Annotated in this window: 15 protein-coding genes and 1 tRNA gene; 4 read left to right on the forward strand and 12 right to left on the reverse strand. The window is 65.1% G+C overall.

The window, feature by feature from the left end; genetic code table 11:
• Positions 1-121 precede the first annotated feature (121 nt).
• The 3 genes from HY57_RS01595 to HY57_RS01605 all read right to left on the reverse strand — a co-directional run bounded on the left by HY57_RS01595 (position 122) and on the right by HY57_RS01605 (position 6594).
• Complete coding sequence (locus HY57_RS01595) at positions 122-1726, reverse strand: S8 family serine peptidase (protein ID WP_019466056.1); 1605 nt, start codon at positions 1724-1726, stop codon at positions 122-124.
• A gap of 450 nt (positions 1727-2176) precedes the next feature.
• Positions 2177-4369, reverse strand: coding sequence for a penicillin acylase family protein (locus HY57_RS01600; protein ID WP_019466055.1), 2193 nt, complete (start codon positions 4367-4369; stop codon positions 2177-2179).
• A 257-nt stretch (positions 4370-4626) separates the two neighbouring features.
• Complete coding sequence (locus HY57_RS01605; protein WP_019466054.1) at positions 4627-6594, reverse strand: M1 family metallopeptidase; 1968 nt, start codon at positions 6592-6594, stop codon at positions 4627-4629.
• A gap of 147 nt (positions 6595-6741) precedes the next feature.
• Here HY57_RS01605 and queF point away from each other — a divergent pair, with 147 nt between their 5' ends.
• Both queF and HY57_RS01615 read left to right on the forward strand, forming a co-directional pair.
• Complete coding sequence (queF, locus tag HY57_RS01610) at positions 6742-7566, forward strand: NADPH-dependent 7-cyano-7-deazaguanine reductase QueF (RefSeq protein WP_019466053.1); 825 nt, start codon at positions 6742-6744, stop codon at positions 7564-7566.
• A 148-nt stretch (positions 7567-7714) separates the two neighbouring features.
• On the forward strand, positions 7715-8305 hold the full coding sequence (locus HY57_RS01615) for a hypothetical protein (RefSeq protein WP_050997943.1): 591 nt from the start codon (positions 7715-7717) through the stop codon (positions 8303-8305).
• Between the two features lie 72 nt (positions 8306-8377).
• Here HY57_RS01615 and HY57_RS01620 read toward each other — a convergent pair whose 3' ends face one another.
• Positions 8378-8929 carry an HdeD family acid-resistance protein gene (locus tag HY57_RS01620; protein ID WP_019466051.1) on the reverse strand — a complete coding sequence of 184 codons (552 nt, stop codon included), beginning with the start codon at positions 8927-8929 and terminating at the stop codon, positions 8378-8380.
• A gap of 298 nt (positions 8930-9227) precedes the next feature.
• On the opposite strand from HY57_RS01620, the gene HY57_RS01625 reads away from it, so the two are divergent.
• Positions 9228-9434 (forward strand): CsbD family protein, encoded by a 207-nt coding sequence (locus HY57_RS01625; protein ID WP_019466050.1) that lies wholly within the window; start codon positions 9228-9230, stop codon positions 9432-9434.
• 66 nt (positions 9435-9500) lie between these two features.
• On the opposite strand, the gene HY57_RS01630 is transcribed toward HY57_RS01625, so the two are convergent.
• The 6 genes from HY57_RS01630 to HY57_RS01655 all read right to left on the reverse strand — a co-directional run bounded on the left by HY57_RS01630 (position 9501) and on the right by HY57_RS01655 (position 14022).
• The gene (locus HY57_RS01630) at positions 9501-9845 is read right to left on the reverse strand and encodes an ArsR/SmtB family transcription factor (protein WP_200873898.1); all 345 of its coding nucleotides are present in this window, start codon (positions 9843-9845) and stop codon (positions 9501-9503) included.
• A gap of 42 nt (positions 9846-9887) precedes the next feature.
• A complete protein-coding gene (locus HY57_RS01635) occupies positions 9888-10760 on the reverse strand; it encodes an MBL fold metallo-hydrolase (protein WP_019466048.1) in 873 nt (290 codons plus the stop codon).
• On the reverse strand, positions 10741-11196 hold the full coding sequence (locus HY57_RS01640; RefSeq protein ID WP_050997942.1) for a DUF6691 family protein: 456 nt from the start codon (positions 11194-11196) through the stop codon (positions 10741-10743). Before HY57_RS01640 ends, HY57_RS01635 begins: the two co-directional genes overlap by 20 nt.
• Entirely contained in the window at positions 11193-11618 is a 426-nt protein-coding gene (locus HY57_RS01645; protein WP_019466046.1) for a YeeE/YedE family protein, read from the reverse strand. The genes HY57_RS01640 and HY57_RS01645 overlap by 4 nt, the downstream gene beginning before the upstream one ends.
• Before the next feature lie 159 nt (positions 11619-11777).
• Positions 11778-11854: transfer RNA gene (locus tag HY57_RS01650), tRNA-Arg, on the reverse strand.
• 269 nt (positions 11855-12123) lie between these two features.
• Positions 12124-14022 (reverse strand): M61 family metallopeptidase, encoded by a 1899-nt coding sequence (locus tag HY57_RS01655; protein WP_026034060.1) that lies wholly within the window; start codon positions 14020-14022, stop codon positions 12124-12126.
• A gap of 260 nt (positions 14023-14282) precedes the next feature.
• Between HY57_RS01655 and HY57_RS01660 the strand changes: the two genes are divergently transcribed.
• Positions 14283-14864 carry an outer membrane beta-barrel protein gene (locus HY57_RS01660; protein WP_019466044.1) on the forward strand — a complete coding sequence of 194 codons (582 nt, stop codon included), beginning with the start codon at positions 14283-14285 and terminating at the stop codon, positions 14862-14864.
• Positions 14865-15072: 208 nt separating this feature from the next.
• Here the strand turns inward: HY57_RS01660 and HY57_RS01665 are convergent, their stop codons facing one another.
• Entirely contained in the window at positions 15073-16509 is a 1437-nt protein-coding gene (locus HY57_RS01665; RefSeq protein WP_019466043.1) for an amino acid permease, read from the reverse strand.
• A gap of 186 nt (positions 16510-16695) precedes the next feature.
• Positions 16696-17976: a sterol desaturase family protein gene (locus HY57_RS01670; protein WP_019466042.1), complete on the reverse strand. Its 1281-nt coding sequence runs from the start codon at positions 17974-17976 to the stop codon at positions 16696-16698.
• Positions 17977-17982: the final 6 nt, after the last annotated feature.

Consider the following 17982-nt stretch of genomic DNA (forward strand, 5'->3'; position numbering starts at 1 on the left):
AGGCGGGTGGCGGACACCGCTGGCTGGTCGGGATGTTAGAGGCGTGCCGCGCGTGCCTTCAAGTGTTCCGGCGGCGGCGCGAAAACGCGGGGCCGGCGCAAACGCACCGGCCCCGCTTTCGTCAGGGCTGGGTACCCGCCGCCTGCACGGCGGCATAGGCGTTGACGATGCCGGCGCCGATCGGCTTGGTATTGCCGGGCTTCACGTGCGGCGTGGTGGCTGTGGACTTCAACAGCGAGGTGACCTGTGCGGGCGTCAGCAAGGCCTTGCCGAGCGACAGGCGGTAGCTCTGCATCAATGCCACGATGCCCGCCACATGCGGCGTGGCCTGCGAAGTGCCCGCCATGCCGCCGTAGGTCGCCGTGGTCGGCGTGGTGGTGCCGGCGTTGATGGTCGACCAGATGAAGCCGGTGGTGGTCTGCGTGCCGGTGGAGGCGTCCCCCTGGTACACGCCACCGCCAGGCGCGGCGATGGTGACGATGGCGCCGTAGTTGGAGTAGTAGGCGCGCGTACTCGTGACGCCAGTCGCCGCCACCACCACCGCACCCGAGCAACTGGCTGGCGAGAAGTTCGCCGCATTGGCATTGCTGTTGCCCGCGGCCACCACCACGGTGGCGCCGCGACCGATGGCACCGGTGATCGCCTGCCCCAACACGCTGCTGGACGGGCACGTGCCCGAGCCACCCAGGCTGAGGCTGAGCACCTTGGCGGGGTTGGCATTGGCGGGCACGCCCGACACGCTGCCGCCCGACGACCAGGTGATGGCATCCGCGATGTCGGCATTGGAGCCACCGCAGTGGCCGAGCACGCGCACCGGCAGCACCTGCGCGTTGTACGCCGTGCCGGCCATGCCAACGCTGTTGTTGGTGATCTCTCCGCCAGCGGTGCCGAACACATGCGTGCCGTGCCAGCTGCTGTTCTCCGCCGCCTGCCCCGTACCGCACTGGCCGGCCGTCACCCAGTCACCGGTATCCCAGCCACCGGAGACACGCCCGTTGGTCGAACGCCCCGACACCGAAGCGCTGGTGATGAAGTCATAGCCGGCATTGGCCAGCGCAAGGTTCAGATCCGGATGGCTGGTCACGCCAGTATCCAGGCTCGCAATGGTGACGCCAGCGCCATCGGCGAGGCTCCAAGCCTGCTGGATATTGGCCGCGCCCCAGTTGGCGACGTTGGCGTTGAGCGAGTTGTCGAAGAAGCTCGCGCCGCTGGGCGTGAGGTAGTCCCACTGGTAGCCGCCGTAGTAGGTGTCGTTCGGCGTGGTGAACGTCGCGGCGGCGGCAGGACGGATATCGTCCACGCGCTTGAGCATGTATTCCGGCTCCACGTAGGCCACGGCAGGATCGGCCGCGATCTGCTGGATCAGCGTTGCCGCTTCGGTGGACGACAGCGCGCGATCGGTGTGCACCAGGTCGGCGCCGGTGGCCAGTTTACGGGCGTAGCGCACGTTGAGCGCGCGCGGCGACGCCGCCGTGCCGGCCGTCAGCTTTGCGCGTGATGCCGCCACGCCGATGTTCTGCACCGCCGCGGCGGCATTGCCGCGCTCGGAGCTGCCGTTCTTGTACGTGATGATGAAGCCGCTGTAAGTCTGATCGCTCTGCAGCGGACTCACGTCGAAATTCGCCGAAGGTGGCGGCGACGTGCCGAACTCCGCGGCGGACGCGGAGGCAGACAGGGCAAACAGCAAGGAAACAGCCAGCAGACGCTTATACGTTTGACGTTCCATTCGAGCTCCCCATACCAATGAAGTTGGGCCGAATTGATCCGGTGACCTCCTGTCTGGACCAGGCCGTGGCAGATCGGGGCTGCCCAGGGCCTTCGGCGTTGATGTCCCCAAGGTCGCGGGAGTCGTCCCTGACCCGCCGCGAACACGCACCAGCCCTCGCCGCGCAGAACGCAGCGACCGGATTAGACAAGGCTGGAAAATCAAAACAGGCGCGAACACTCATCCGTCCGGCGGGCCCGAAGGCCGACCGGCGAACCTGTCATTCATGGTGTGTCGCGCGGATCCTCACCCCTGGCGCGGCCACGTCGCATGAATTCGCGACGAGGGTCATTGATCCATGGCGAAGGTGAAGGAATCGCAAAAAATTACCGGCACGGAAGCCGACAGGCGCGACTTGTGTGCGCCAGCTCACACAAGTCGCGCCGTAGCAAGCCCGGCGTACGCGCGAAATTACGTCCCGGGATGATACGTGCGCTCGATGTGGCCCTTCAGATCCTCCGGCCAGAAGTACACCGCGCGCAGGTTGCCCGTGGTGTAGCGCTCGGCTTCGTCGTTGAAGTGCGGCGAACCGGGATGGCCGCTTTCGCCGCCCACCGTGATCGCCCGCGCGCGCACCTTGTCGCCAAATTCCACCGCCGCAACGAAGCTGTTGCCACTGGTGCCGTAGTAACGCCGCGTGCCCGGCCAGCGATGCGCACCGAACGACGCGAGCGAGCCCCAGCGTGACGAGGTGAACGGCACCGGGATGCTCGGCTTGCCGTCGTCGAAGGGCTGCTGGATGTCGCCGTTGATGCGCTGGTAGCGGTTTACTTCACCCCAGGGCACGCCCCAGCTGCCGAAATCTTTTTCCAACCGGTCCGAAGCTTCCGCCAGGGCTTCCAGGCGCGCCTGCGGGCCTGCGCGCTCGGCCATGATGTCGTAGACCGAAAGCCCTTCGGACACGTCGGACTTGTCGACCTTGTCCCACAACGTGTCACCCCAGAACACCGCCAGCGAGGTCGGCATGGAAGCGATGCCCCAGCGATAGTCCCAGTGACGCAGCAGCGCGATCTGGCCGACGAGTTTTTTCTTCAGCGGATCGTTCGCAGGCAGCGCGTCGTAGTCCTTCACCAGGATGGGAATCTGCCGCGCGAAGGCAGGCAGGTAGGAATCGAATGCGTCGGTGATCAGCGACGACAAGGTGACGTCGCGCTGGTCGCTCAGCAGCAAGGTGGCGTGGATGCCACGCGGATTTTCGCCGACGCTGTCCATGTAGCGCGGGTAGGCCTCGCGTTTCGGGCTGTCGGGACCGGCCGCCGAGTACGGCCAGTCGTTGGTATTCATGATCCAGGCGTTGGCGGGATTGAGCAGATGCGGCGCGGCATCCAGCGGCAACAGGCCCTGCCAGTCGGTGGCGGGGTCGCTGCCATCCACCGGCTTCGTATAGTCGAAGCGGTTGTCGCGCTTGGGGATGAACTGCGGGTGCAGATAGGCGATGTTGCCCTTGTCGTCGGCATAGATGGTGTTGTTCGACGAGTTGGCCTTCAGCTCCGCGATCTTCATGAAGCTCTTGAAGTCGATCGCCTTGGTGCGCAACCAGCTCTGCTCCAGCGCTTCCATGGGCTTGTTCATCAGCGCGGTCGCGATCCACTTGCCGCCTTCCCCACGCACGACGGGACCGTGGTGCGTGGCGTAGGTGGTGAACGTCCGCTCGCCCATCGAGCCATCGGCCTTGCGATAGGCGATGGTGATGGCCCTGGTGGTGACGGGACGAACTTCCTTGCCGTAGCGATAACCCGGCTTGCCGCCGTCATGCACGATGGTTTCGGCGAACTCGTCCACCACGTCGGCGGTGGTCGAGGTATGCATGAACCCGATATGTCGGTTGAAGCCCTGATAGACGAAGAACTGGCCCCAGGTCACCGCGCCGTACACGTCCAGCCCCGCATCGCTGGACATCTGCAGCTCGGAACGGAAGAAGAACGAGGTATGTGGATTGATCAGCAGTAGCGCGTGCCCATCCGCCGCCAGCTTCGGCGCGATGGCGATGCCGTTGGAGCCGGTGGGCTCCACCCAGCTCGAGGGTGTGTCGACAAAGGCCACCGTGTCGGTGGACTTGCCGTAGAACGCCTGCAGCTCCTTCAGCGATACACGCTCGATGTCACCACCGATGCTGCCCTCGCTGAAACTCAAGGCCATCCACGGCTCGAAATGCGTGATGACGCGCGGATGGACGTCCGGATGCGTGGCGAGGTAGTCGTTGAGTCCATCGGCCCACGCGTCCATCAGCTCGCGCAACCACGCGGGGCTCTTCGCATAGAGGCGCTTGAGTTCGACCGGATCGATCCACAACTGCTGACGCAGGTCGGACCAGATCGCCTGCTCGCCCTCGGCCTTTGCCAGCCAGCCGAGTGAGTTGAGGTAGTTCGTCTCGACGCGGTTGAAGTCGTCCTCGGCCTGGGTGTAGGCCATGCCGAACACCGCGTCGGCATCGGTCTTGCCGTGGACGTGGGCGATGCCCCAGTCGTCGCGGGTGATGGTGACGGCGGCGGCTTCGGCTTTCCAGCGGGCCTCATCGTCGGACGAGGCGTGCACCACGGACGCGACAGACAAGCCGCCGAGCACAGCGAGGCAGAGCACATGCTTGGCGAAGTAGTGGGTCACGGTAGCTTCTCTTGAGTCATGGTCGGCGCCGCGGGAACTGCAGCAGGCCTTCCTGCAGCGTCATTCCGGCGCAGGCCGGAATCCAGTTGCCGTGACCGGCGCTCTTCGCGATGGGTTTTTATAGCCTGTTCAACATCTCGAGGAACGCTCAGAAGATTTTGAACAGGCTCTTAGGAAGGCCAACGCAAAAACCGATCACCGGCGACACTGGATTCCGGCCTACGCCGGAATGACGGGTGGGGAGATGGAGGCTTACGTCAAGGCATCGAATAGCTGTTGTTCGCCCGGTCCGCATCCGGCAGCTTGTGCTCTGGATCCAGCTCGATCCTGCTGATCTTCTTGCCCGTATGCAGCGCCAGCCTCGGCGTCGCACTCTGGCGCCACGCCTCCACCGGCACGCGCACGTCCTCGTGGCTGCCGTCGGTGTAGTCGATGCGCAACGTGGCCGACATCACCAGCTTTTGCCTGCTGGCGAGCGTGACCTGCACGCCCTTGGACGGATCGTTGTCCACGTAGCTCGCCCCGGTCACGCCCATGTCGAGCTGCCAGTTGTTGAGGTACCAGCCGCGCCACCACCACGAGAGATCCTCGCCCGCTTCACTGCTCATGAAACGGAAGAAGTCCGACGGCGTGGGATGGTGGTAGGCCCAGGTGGCGATGTATTTGCGGAACGCCGGATCGAAGCGCTCGGGCCCCAGGATCTGTTCGCGCAGCAGCACCAGGCCCAGCGCGCCCTTGAAGTAGCTCACGGAGTGGCGGTACTTCTCCGACACCGTATCGGCATGGGCCATCAGCGTGGGGGCGTTGGCGTCGGCCAGCACCGGCAGGATCTCATCCACCGGATTGCCACCCTTGGGCGCATATTCGCTGTCGCGCTTGGGCGCGAACTCACCCTTGTTGAAGGCGTCGGAGGCATACACGTCGATGAAGGTGTTGAAGCCTTCGTCCATGAACGCGTGACGGCGCTCGTTGGAGCCCACGATCATCGGGAACCAGCCATGGCCGAGTTCGTGCGCGGTGATCCAGAACAGCATCGGGCCCTTGTCGTCGTAGCCGTCGAACACGATGCCGGGGTATTCCATGCCAGCGCCGTGTCCGCCCAGGTTCACCGCGACGGGCCACGGGTAGGTGTACCACTTGCCGGAGAAGTGCTCGATGGCGCCCTTCACGTATTCGGTGGAACGGTTCCACGCGTCCTTGCCCACGCCTTCCACCGGATACACCGACATGGCCAGCGCGTGCTTGCCCTCGGGCAGGTTGATGCGCGCCGCGTCCCACACGAAAGCGGGCGACGCGGCGAAGGCGACGTCGCGCGTGTGCTCCATGTGGAAGTGCCAGGTTTGCGTGCCGCCCTGCTTGGGATGGCTGGCCGGGTCGTTCACCTCCTCCGGCGTGCGGATCATCACCGTGGCGTCGCTCTGCGCGGCCTGCGCGAGGCGCTTCTGCTGCGTGGCGGTAAGTACCTCACTGCCGTTGGCGAGCGCGCCGGAGCCGGCGACGATGTAGTTCCACGGCACGGTGACGGCGTAGTCGATGTCGCCGTATTCAAGGTAGAACTCCGAGCCGAGGTAAGGCTGCGTGTCCCATCCCCGCAGGTCGTCGTACACGGCCATGCGCGGGAACCACTGGGCGATCTCATAGATGTCGCCGTTCTTCGTCGGCGTCACCGCAGTGCGGCCACCCCAGGTGCCCGGCACGGTGTAGTGATAGCGGATGCGCAGCTTGGCCAGCTTGCCGTTGCCGGCCAGCGCCTGCGGCAGGTCCACACGCATGCGCGTGTCGTCGACGAGGAAGTGCACGGGCTTGCCGTCCACCTCCACTGCCTCGATCTGGTAGCCCTCGGTGACATCGTTGCGCGGGCGCGGCGAGCCGAGCGTGGCGCGCGAGTCGCGGCGATAGATGTTCTGGTCCAGCTGCACCCACAGCACATCGAGCGCGTCCGGACTGCGGTTGGTGTAGGTGATGGTTTCGTCACCGCGCAGCGCGTGCGTGGCGGGGTCGATGGTGGCCTGGATGGCGTAATCCACGCGGTTCTGCCAGAACTGCGGGCCCGGCTTGCCGGCGCCGTCGCGGAAGGCGTTGGGCGCATCGGGCAGCGAAAGCGGCGCGAACAGTGCCTGGGGATCGAAAGCGGCGTCCGTGCCGTCGGCGAAGGCCGGTGCGCTCGGTGCGCCAGCCGCAAGCAGGCCTGCCGCTACCGCGCAGGCCAGGACGAGTTTCTTCATCAGGCGATTTCCTCAAGGCTCCCCGGGTTTTCACCGGACACTATAGGCAGCGGGTGACCGGGTGAACCGGGCCAGTGGTCATGGGCGTCCCCGCAACTTCATGCGAACCCGGGCGGGCGCGGCGCCCCGAGGCGGTACAATGGCCGCATGAGCACTCCCGAACACTCCCCGCTCGGCAAGACCACCGCCTACGCCGACCGCTACGACCCGTCCCTGCTGTTTCCCATTCCACGCCAGGCCAAGCGCGATGAGATCGGGGTGGCGGCCCCGCTGCCGTTCCATGGCGAGGACGTCTGGAACGCCTATGAGCTGTCCTGGCTGGATGCACGTGGCAAGCCGGTGGTGGCGCTGGCGGAGTTCCGCGTGCCGGCGACCTCGCCCAACATCATCGAGTCGAAGTCGTTCAAGCTGTATCTGAATGGCTTTTCGCAGGAGCGCATGGCGGACCGTGGCGCCTTGGTCGCCACACTGGCGCGGGATCTTTCCGCTGCCGCCGGGGCGCCGGTGGACGTCCTGCTGAGCGACCCGCAGGCGCAAGGGCATGCGGTGATCGACCTGGACGGTACGCTGGTCGACGAACTGCCGGTCGATATCGACGATTACGGCCCGCCGCGCGCGGACTACCTCGCGGTTGATGACGCCAAACCCGTGGTCGAGCAGACGCTGGTGTCCAACCTGCTGCGTTCCAACTGTCCCGTCACCGGCCAGCCGGACTGGGGCAGCGTGCAGATCCGCTATCGCGGCGCGCCCATCGACCCGGCCGGGCTGCTGCGCTACCTCGTTTCGTTCCGCAACCACAACGAATTCCACGAGCAATGCGTGGAGCGCATCTTCGTCGACGTGATGCAGCGCTGCCGGCCGGAACAGCTCAGCGTGTATGCGCGCTATACGCGACGCGGCGGGCTGGACATCAACCCGTACCGCAGCACCGGCCTCGAGCGGCCCGGCAATCCGCGTGGCGCGCGTCAGTAACGCGACCTGGCCGTTAAACCGGCGTCGATGCAGCGGCCCGCAGTAATCGCAGCTTCATATCGACACGGCTAGCCTCATCCAGACGAGGCGCCCGGCACCGCGACAGGGCCGGCCGGGTGTGCGTCAGCCACCAGCCACGGGGTCAGTCATGAATATCCAGGCACATAAAACGGCTTTGTACTGCGCGACCCTTGCCGGACTGCTTGTGCTGAGCGCTTGCGGCAAGAACGAGCAAGCCTCCAACACCACGCCTACCGCGCCCACCTCCAGCGCGCCGGCCACCGCCGCCCCGGTACCGGCCAGGACGGCGCCAGCGCCGGCAGGCAGCGCTCCCGCGCCGACCAGCACGGCGCCCGCACCGGCACAAACCACGGGCAAGTCCGCCAGCGTCAATGGTGGTGAGATCAAGGTCGCTGCCGTCACCATCGGCAGCCAGGTGAATGCCGCCCATGCGATCAGCAAGGAGCAACGCCAGTTTGCGCCGGAGGACAAGGACATCTACGCCAGCGTCGCCACCACCGGCACCACCGACCATGCCACGCTGAACGCGAAGTGGAGCTACATCGACGGCCAGGATGAAACCTTCACCAGCACCACCGAGTCCATTGCCACCGACGGCCCGGCCATCACCACGTTCAAGGTGCAGAACCCGAACGCATGGCCCAAGGGCAAGTACAAGGTGGTGATCTCGCTCAATGGCAAAGCGGTAGCGTCCGAAGGCTTCGAGGTGCACGGCTGATCACGCCGGCCGCTTCCTCAGAAAAAAGGCGCCTCGCGGGCGCCTTTTTTTCTTGCCGGAAGAGCGTGCCGGTTACAATACCCGTTTCCAGCGATGCACGCGCACGCCCGCCACGACCTGCAGCACACCGTAGACCAACGCCGCCGCGCCGATCCACAGAGTCACCGTGAGCACCCCGGCCACGGGATAGGCGGCCAGCAACGCGCCAAGCACGATCGCCAGCACGCCACTCAAGGCGATCATCCACTCACCCTCGATCTCCTTGCGCACGCGAATGGCGAACACGATGCGGTAAACGCCCGCGACGATCAGCCATGCCGCCAGGAAGATCAGCAGCACGTTGACCACCGCCAGCGGATGCCAGATGGCCATCAGGCCGAACACGATCGAGGCGAGCGCATAGAGCGCCAGCCAGCCGCGTGACATGGCAACGTGACGGTTGAACAGCGCGAACACGCTGGTGATGCCCTCGGCCAGCGCCATGACGCCGAATGCCCAAGCCAGCGCGATGGCCGTGCTGCCGGGCCACAGGATGGCGCTGATGCCGAACAGGATGGAGATGACGCCATAGATCACCAGCAGCCAGCCGGACCGGCTGACGCTACGCTGCAGGAGGGTACTCATTGTCGTGATACTCCTTGATGTTGAAAGGCGAGCCCATGCGGCCCGCGGTCACCACGAGTAGACACCATCGGTTCGAGTTGCCTGCGTCGCCCGCCCCTCTGTCGCGCATCACGCCGAGACACCATCGACGCACCTTCCATGTCGAGGCCACGCGAACGCCGTCTCAATCAAGGACATACGCCCGTGAACCCTGCCGACTTGCCACGACGCGCAGGGCACGTGCGCTTAACTTACAGGCTGGTCGAATCGCCGCTTGCAATGCGCATTGCATTCGTCCGACAACCCATGAGGATCAGTCATGAACCAAGACACCATCCAGGGGCATTGGAAACAGCTCAGCGGCCAGATCAAAGAGCACTGGGGCAAACTCACCGATGACGACCTGAAGGTCGCCGAAGGCAACGCCGAGTATCTGTCAGGCAAACTGCAGGAACGCTATGGCATGGCGCGCGACGAAGCCATGAAGCAGGTCAAGGCGTTCGAGAAAGAGATGCGTCACCACTGATCGTTTAGCGGCAGGGCGCGCCTGTTCCGCCGGAGCGGGCGCGCCTTCGATGCGTGGCTGGCCGAATCAGTCGTCCGTGCAATACAGCTCGAACAGACGCGCCATCAGGGCGTGCACGCGATCGTCGCTGATCGCGTAGTAGATGGATTGTCCGTCGCGCCGCCCCGTGACCAACCCGTCGCGGCGCAGCAGCGAGAGGTGCTGGGAGACCACGCTCTGCGCCAGCCCGAGGGCTTCCGCAAGTTCGCCCACCGCTCGCTCGCCATCGAGCAGCTGGCACACCAGCATCAGTCGATTGCTGCTACCCAGGGCCTTGAGCACGCTCACGGCTTCGTCGGCGTGGCGCTGCATCGCCTCCGGGCTGAGGGTCTTCCCCCGGCGTGCTGTGCTGGTGGCTTTGCTACGGCTCATGGCAGCCGCTCCATCCCGTCCGCGTCGCGGCGCATGCCGGCATCACAGCACATCGAGCGGAATCTTGAGATAGGACGTGCCGTTGTCTTCCACAGGCGGCATTTTCCCGCCACGCATGTTCACCTGCACGGAAGGCAGCAGCAGGCGCGGCACGGCCAGCGTGGCATCGCGCGTGTTGCGCATGCTCACGAAGTCGTCCTCCACGCTGCCTTCGTGCACGTGGATGTTGGAACGCCGCTCGTCGCCCACGCTGGTTTCATGCACGAACCGGTCGCGCCCCGGCGCCTTGTAGTCGTGGCACAGGAACACGCGGGTCTCGTCCGGCAGCTCGAAGATGCGCTGGATGGATCGGTAAAGGGTACGTGCGTCACCGCCCGGGAAATCGCAGCGCGCGGTGCCGTAGTCAGGCATGAACAAGGTATCGCCCACGAAGGCCGCGTCGCCGATGACATGCGTCATGCAGGCCGGGGTGTGCCCCGGCGTGTGCATGGCAAACGCCTCGATGCTGCCCAGGCGATAGCGTTCGCCATCCTTGAACAGGTGATCGAACTGGCTGCCATCGCGAGGAAACTCGCTGCCGGCGTTGAACACCTTGCCAAATGCCTGCTGCACTTCGCGGATGTGTTCGCCGATGGCGAGCTTGCCGCCAAGCACGGACTGCACGTAGGGCGCGGCGGAAAGATGGTCCGCGTGCACATGGGTGTCGATGATCCATTCCACCTCCAGCCCCTGCGACTTCACCGCGTCGATCAGCGCGTTCGCCGAGTCGCGCCGCGTGCGGCCCGACGCCGGATCGTAGTCCAGCACGCTGTCGATGACGGCCGCCTTGCGCGTGGCCGGATCCCACACGACATAGCTGAACGTGTTGGTGGCCTCATCGAAGAAGGCCTTTACCTCAGGTCGTTGCACGGCCATCGCCTCGCGTCGAAGATTTCTGATTGAAACGCATCGGCCAGCGCGATGCCAGCCACCAGCCCAGCGCCATCATGGCGACCAGCAGCCACACGGAGCCCACGCCACCCGCCAGCGAAGCCAGCGCCGGCCCCGGGCAATAGCCGGCGATACCCCAGCCGATGCCGAATACCGCCGCGCCGATCAACAGGCGCGTGTCGATGTGTTGCATGGATGGCACATCGAACGACGTCTCGTAGCGTGGCCGGCGGGCACGCCATACCAACCGGTAGCCGATGGCGGTGGTCGACACGGCGCCGGCCATGACGAACAACAGGCGGGGATCCCAAGCGCCGCCCACGTCGAGGAAGCCGAGCACCACCGCCGGCTGCGTCATGCCGGCAAGGCCCAGTCCCACGCCGAACAACACGCCCGCGAACAGGGCCATCAACGATTTCATGCCGGCAGCCCTCCGATCCAGTGACGGATCAGGGCGACCGTGCCCATGCCCAGCACCATGAAAGCCACGGTGGCGACGAAGGAGCGCGGCGACAGGCGTGCGATGCCACAAACACCGTGCCCACTGGTACAACCGCTGCCCAGCCTGGTGCCGATACCCACCAGCAGGCCCGCTAGCGCCATCCACGGCCACGCCACTTGCGGTGCGCCGAGGCCGCTGTCACCCCGGACAAGCCACAGGCACAGGGGGGAGATCACCAGTCCTGCGACGAAAGCCGCGCGCCAATGCCAGTCGCGCACACCGGTCAACACGCCGCTGGCGATGCCACTGATACCGGCGATGCGGCCCAGCGTCGCCATCAGCCACACGGCCGCCAGGCCGATCAGGACGCCGCCCAGCAGGGAAAGTACCCAAGGGTGCATAATTACTCCGAAATATTCATATATTCGATATTTCTAATATATAGCCGAGACCAATCCGATCACAAGGGCAACGTGGGATGGCCGGGTGTCGCAGGTGTGTCCCCGGTTTCTGGAGCGGGGCACGAGACATCGTACAGGCAGGACGATTCGACGGAAAAATGGCGCGCCCGGAGGGATTCGAACCCCCGACCAATGGCTTCGGAAGCCACTACTCTATCCGGCTGAGCTACGGGCGCATGAGCGATGGCACGTGGGCGGAACCATGGGGTTCGGCGCACGGCGGACCGGCAGTATAGCGGAGATGGGGCCTCGCGCCCATGCGCCCCCGGAGTCGGATTTCCCCCGGTGGGAGCGCTCCCTGTGCGCGACCGTCCCCTTCGCAGGCCACCGCTCCGCCCGGTTGCCGCGTGGGATGCCCCCTCCCAAAAAGAAAGGGCGAGGCTTCCGCAAGCCCCGCCCCATCCGCTGTCCCACAGCCCCGCTTCGGGCCACCGTCAAAACGCCATCAACGCGCCTTGAGCAACTCCGACAGGCGATCGGGCTTGCCCGCGATGCGCTCCAGGTGCGGGTACTTCAGGCCGTCGTGGTAGTCGATGCGCAGCGTCTTGTACTCATCGAAGTTCTTCACCAGCAGCTCCACCGGCTGGTTCTTGTCCTTGGCGGCGGCGGTTACGGCGTCCTTGATGGCGTCGCTGGAATACTCCTTGCCGTTCACCGCAATCACCTTCATGCCCGGCGACAGGCCAGCCTTGAAGGCGGGGCCGTCCCACAGTACGTCGACGATGTCGCCGCCCTTGCCCATCGACACGCCCAGCGAGTACGTCAGGTTGGCGCCGCCCATGCGGGTTTCCACGGCCTTGGCCACGTCCGACGGCTTGTCGTTGTAGACCAGCTTCCAGCCGTTGGCCTCGAAACCGCCGATCAGCGGGCCGTGGCCGTCAAGGCGCTCGCGCAGGTAGGTGGTCCAGTCGTACGGCGCGATGTCGTTGAGCGTCTTCACCACGTCTTCGAAGGTATAGGTGTTGACGTCCCACTCGCCGTTCTTCACGCCGAAGAAGGCCTTGGCGAAATCGTCAATGGAACGCTTGTCGCTGGTGAGGTCACGCAGCTTGCCGTCCACGTCCAGCCAGATCATCTGGCCACCGGAGTAGTAGTCCTCGCTCATCTGGTAATTGCGATACGGCAGCGGGCGGCGCATCGCGATGATCGGGTCGTTGGTGGTGTCCTGGATATTGCGCCACTGCTGCAGGCCGGGGCGGCCACGGTCGTAGGTGGCGGCCACGTTGGCCAGCATGTCCAGCGCCTGATCCTGCTTCCACAGGCCCGAGCGCGCGGCCATCACGTAGCCCCAGAACTGGGTCTGGCCTTCGTACACCCACAGCAGGCTGTCCTGCATGGGCACGTTGAAGTTCGGCGTGGACAGATCCGCGCCGCGGCGGTACTTGCCGTCCCAGGAGTGGTTGAACTCATGCGAGAGCAGGTCGCGCATGATCACGCTCTTGTCCCACTCGGTGAAGTAACCGACGCCCACGCCGTTCTCGCTGGAACGGTGGTGCTCCAGGCCGTTGCCGGACATCTTGTCGCTGAGCGAGAACAGGAAGTCGTAGTGATCGTAGTGGTGTGCGCCGTACAGCTTGTACATCTGTTGCACCAGGTTCTGGTGCACCTTCAGCTGCTCCGGCTTGATCTCCAGGTACTTCGCGTCGTCCGCCACGATGTTGAGGAACACCGGCGTCTTCGCGCCCGGGTCCAGGTCCACGCGCTTGAAGTACTTGCCCGCGTAGATCGGCGAGTCGACCAGGTTTTCGTAGTCGATTGGCTTGAAGGCCACCGTGTCACCGCTGCGCGAGGCCACTTCCAGCGCACTGCCGAACTGCCAGCCGGCCGGGAAGGTCACGCTGGTTTCCGCCTTGATCTGGCGCGCGAAATAGCCCGCCGGGTAGACCGACACGGAGTTCCACTGCAGGTTGAGCATTTCCGGCGTCACCACCACGCGGCCCTGGCGGGTGTCCTGCGCGGAGAGGAACTGGAACTCCACGTCCACGGCGCTCGCGCCCTGCGGCACGTCCACATGGAAGGCGAACACGTTGAGCGGATCGCGCTTCCACGGGATCACCTTGCCGTTCGCCTTCACCACCAGGCCGGCCAGCTTGTCGATCGAGCCGGTGGGCGAATGGTTGCCCGGCAGCCACTGCGGATACAGCAGCGTCAGCGGTCCCGCCTGCGCCGGCACCGTCTCGTGCACACGGAACACGCGATGCGCGATGTCGGTCGCGTCGACGTTGATCTTCAGCGTGCCGTTGAACGGAACGTCCTGCGGCGCAGGAACATCGGCGAGTGCCGCGAAGCTGCCGAGGCCGAGGGCCGTGGCGAACATGGCGGAAGCGAGACGCGTAACTTTCAAGAGGTTCTCCTGTGGACTTCATTCCGTGCGCAGACGTCAGCTGCACGAAACGTGAACCTCCGATGCTAGTGGGCGTTGACAGGTCGCACCCCCTGCCATTGGTCATGGGAGTGTCTGAACTTCGCCTATCCACAATTCATGTCAAGGGTTTTACACCTGTTAAAAACCCGTATCCTTTTCTTACCGCGATCCCCGCGCGGCCCCCGGCGACATTCCCCCTTGTTGTCGCTGCGGATCACAAAAAAGAGATGGAGTACTCCATGAACAAGACCCTCCTTGCGGCCGCTTTGGCCGTCGTCGCTGTCGCGCCTTTCGCTGCCAAGGCTGACGAAAACAACCAGCTCAACAATTTCTTCGTGGCCGGCAACCTGGGCCAGAGCAACTACCGCGTCGGTGGCCTTTCGGACAAGACCGACGGCTACTACAACCTGCGTTTCGGCTGGCGCTGGAACGGCATCGTCGGCGCTGAAGTCGGCTACGCCGATCTGGGCAAGGGCAAGAACGTCGCCGACTTCACCAGCACCTGGGCCAAGGCACGCGCCGCCCAGGTCGGCGTGACCGCCAAGTACAACTTCTACAACAACTGGTACGTCACCGGTCACGGCGGCTACCTGCGTTCGCGCACCACCGCCGGCGTCACCGTGGGCGACATGTCGGTGTCGCAGAAGAGCTGGAACAACGGCTGGTACGCCGGTGCCGGCGTGGGCTACGACGTCACCCAGAACGTCAGCCTGGCGCTGAACTACGACAACTACCACGTCAAGTACGGCCGCGACACCAGCCAGCCGCAGGACCACGCCAACATCGCTGCCTACTCCGCTTCGGTGGAATACCGCTTCTAAGCGATACGCTTGGTGCAGTAAAAGGAAAACGGCCGCGCAAGCGGCCGTTTTTTTTGTGGGAGCGCACCCTGTGCGCGACAGCCTGACGAAGCGGTATCGGCATGGCTCCGCAGTCGCGCACAGGGTGCGCTCCCACAGGGACATGGCAGCCTGCCACACAACAAAAAGGCCGCTTTCGCGGCCTTTTTGCTTCACGACTGGCGTCGGGTTACCCCTGCTTCTCCAGCTTGCTGTGATGCATGCCGTAGAGCACGTAGATCACCATGCCGATGCTCACCCAGATCAGAAACACCTTCCAGGTGATCAGCGGCAGCTCCGCCAGCAGCCAGATGGAGAACGCAATGCCGATCAACGGCACCAGCGGCACCAGCGGCGTGCGGAAGGAACGATGCAGGTCCGGCTTGCGCTTGCGCAGGATGATCACCGAGGTGCAGATCACGATGAAGGCCGAGAGCACGCCGATGTTCACCAGCTTGGCCACTTCCTCGATCGGCAGCAGGCCCGCCACCAGCGCGGTGAACACACCCAGCACCACCGTGGGGCGATGCGGCGTGCCGTAGCGCGGATGCACGTGGGCGAACCAGCCTGGCAACAGGCCGTCGCGGGACAGTGCGTACCAGATGCGCGTGGCGCCCAGCATGAAGGCGAACAGCACGCTGATCAGGCCGAACACCGCCGACACCGACACCGTCAGCGCCACCCAGTGCAGGCCCAGGCCCTTGAAGGCATCGGCCACGGGAGCGTCGGTGTTGAGCGTGGAGTAATGGGCAATGCCGGTGAGCACCATCGATACGGCGAGGTACATCGCCATCGAGATGCCCAGCGACAACAGCACGGCGCGCGGCAGGTCGCGCTGCGGGTTCTTCGATTCCTCCGCCGCCGTGGTCAGCGTGTCGTAGCCGAACACCGCGAAGAACACCACCGCGGCTGCCGCGGCGACGCCCTGGAAACCGAAGTGGCCGACGCCATCGGGCCCGATCACATGGGCAGGGATGAACGGCACCCAGTTGGACGGCTTCACGTAGAACGCACCAATGCCGATCACCAGCGCCACGGCGGCCACCTTGATCGCCACCACCAGCGTGTTGAAGCGTGCGCCCCATTCTGTGCGGAAGATCAGCAGCGCCGCCACGCCCAGCGTCACCAGCGCGGCGATGATGTTGAACACATGCCCTTCGCCGGTACCGATGGCACCCTGCGCCCACACGGGTATGTGGATACCCATGCTGGTGAGCGCCGACTGCACGTAGCCGGACCAACCGATCGCCACCACCGCGACGATCAAGGCGTACTCGAGCAGCAGGTCCCAGCCTATCAGCCATGCCGCCAGTTCGCCGAGTACGGCGTAGCCGTAGGTATAGGCGCTGCCGGTCACGGGGATCATGCCGGCGAACTCGGCGTAGCACAGTGCCGCCGCCGCGCTGGCGATGCCGGCGATCAGGAAGGAAATGGCCACGGCGGGGCCAGCGTTGATGGCAGCCTGCTTGCCCGCCAGCACGAACACGCCCACGCCGATGATGCCGCCGATGCCGATGGCGGTGAGCTGCCACAGACCCAGCACGCGGCGGAAATCGCCACGCTTGCCGGCCTCGGCCTGCAGCACCTCCACGGGCTTGTGGCGCAACAACTTTTCGAAGAAACCCATCAGCTCATCCCCGGGAAAACGAGCCGCGATCATAGCGAATGGGCCCGCCGCTGCCACGCTGCAACTGCGCGGCTGTACGAGCGGGCAGACCGCCGTTGACAGGCCATCATTCCAGCGGAAGCTGGAATCCCGTGTCTTTTGCGGGGTGTAACGGCGCTGGATCCCAGCCTTCGCTGGGATGACGAGCTAGGGCGATGGCCGACCCGAAACGGCTTTGTCGGAACCGATCTGGCCCGTCGTGGAGGCGGTCAGCCAAAGCACGACCGCCGCGCTGACTGCGAGGACGGCGGCCCCCGCGCCAATGGTGCCTGCCGGCAACCGTGGCACGCCGAACCAGCCGCCGGTGAGCAGCGGCACCGCCGCCGTTGCCAGCAGGCGGGCGAGTTCCAGCCCGACACCGATGCGGCGCCCCTCGGTCAACGCGCCCAGCGCGGTGAGGCTGAGCACCAGGAACACGGCGTAACCCAGCAGCTCCACCGCTGCCAGATGCTTGGCGAGATCAAGGAACTGCACCGCCATGCCCAGCAGCAGTGCGAACTGCACCAGGCTGTAGATCGTCAGGCCACGCGACAGTGCCGGCAAGTAACGCTCGCGTTCGATGTCGAACGCCGGCTTGGGAAAACGCTCCGCCACGTCGGCCGGACGCCAGCCCGGCGGCTTCAGCCACACCCGCAGCTTGTCGCTCCAGTGGCGCGCATGCCACGCATCCTTCGCTGTCGCCCAGTACACCTCGGCATTGGCCCACAGCGGGTTCCAGCTACGCAGCGGCGCACGCGTGCCGTACACCGGCGGATCGGTGTCGTCTTCTTCGACGAAGGTGCCGAACAGGCGGTCCCATACGATCAGGATGCCGCCGTAGTTGCGGTCCAGGTACTTGTCGTTCACCGCGTGGTGCGCGCGATGGTTGGACGGCGAGCAGAACACGCGGTCGAACCAGCCCAGCCGGCCGACCAGTTCGGTATGCACCCAGAACTGGTACAGCAGGTCGATCAGCGCCACCACCACGAACACTTCCAGCGGAAAGCCGACGATGGCCATCGGCAGGTAGAACAGCCAGCCCAGCAGTACGCCGCTGCCGGTCTGGCGCAGCGCGGTGGACAGGTTGTAGTCCTCGCTCTGGTGATGCACCACGTGCGCGGCCCAGAGGATGTTCACCTCATGGCCCGCGCGATGCAGCCAGTAGTAGAAGAAGTCGTAGCACAGCAGCGCGGTGATCCACACCCACACGCTGTTGGCCGGCAAGGCGAAGAGGGCGAAGCGCTGCACGCACCACGCATAAATGCCCAGCGTGAGCAGCTTGCTGAACACCGCGACGATCTGCGAGATCACGCCCAGCCCCAGGCTGTTGATGGCATCGGTGCTGTGATACACGCTGCGCCCGCGCAGCTTCGCCACCAGCAGCTCCAGTGCAATCAGCGCGAAAAACACCGGCGTGGCCCAGGTGATGATGACTTCCTGCGTATTCATCGTGGC

It is taken from the genome of Dyella japonica A8 (genome assembly GCF_000725385.1).
GTDB classification, from domain to species: domain Bacteria; phylum Pseudomonadota; class Gammaproteobacteria; order Xanthomonadales; family Rhodanobacteraceae; genus Dyella; species Dyella japonica_C.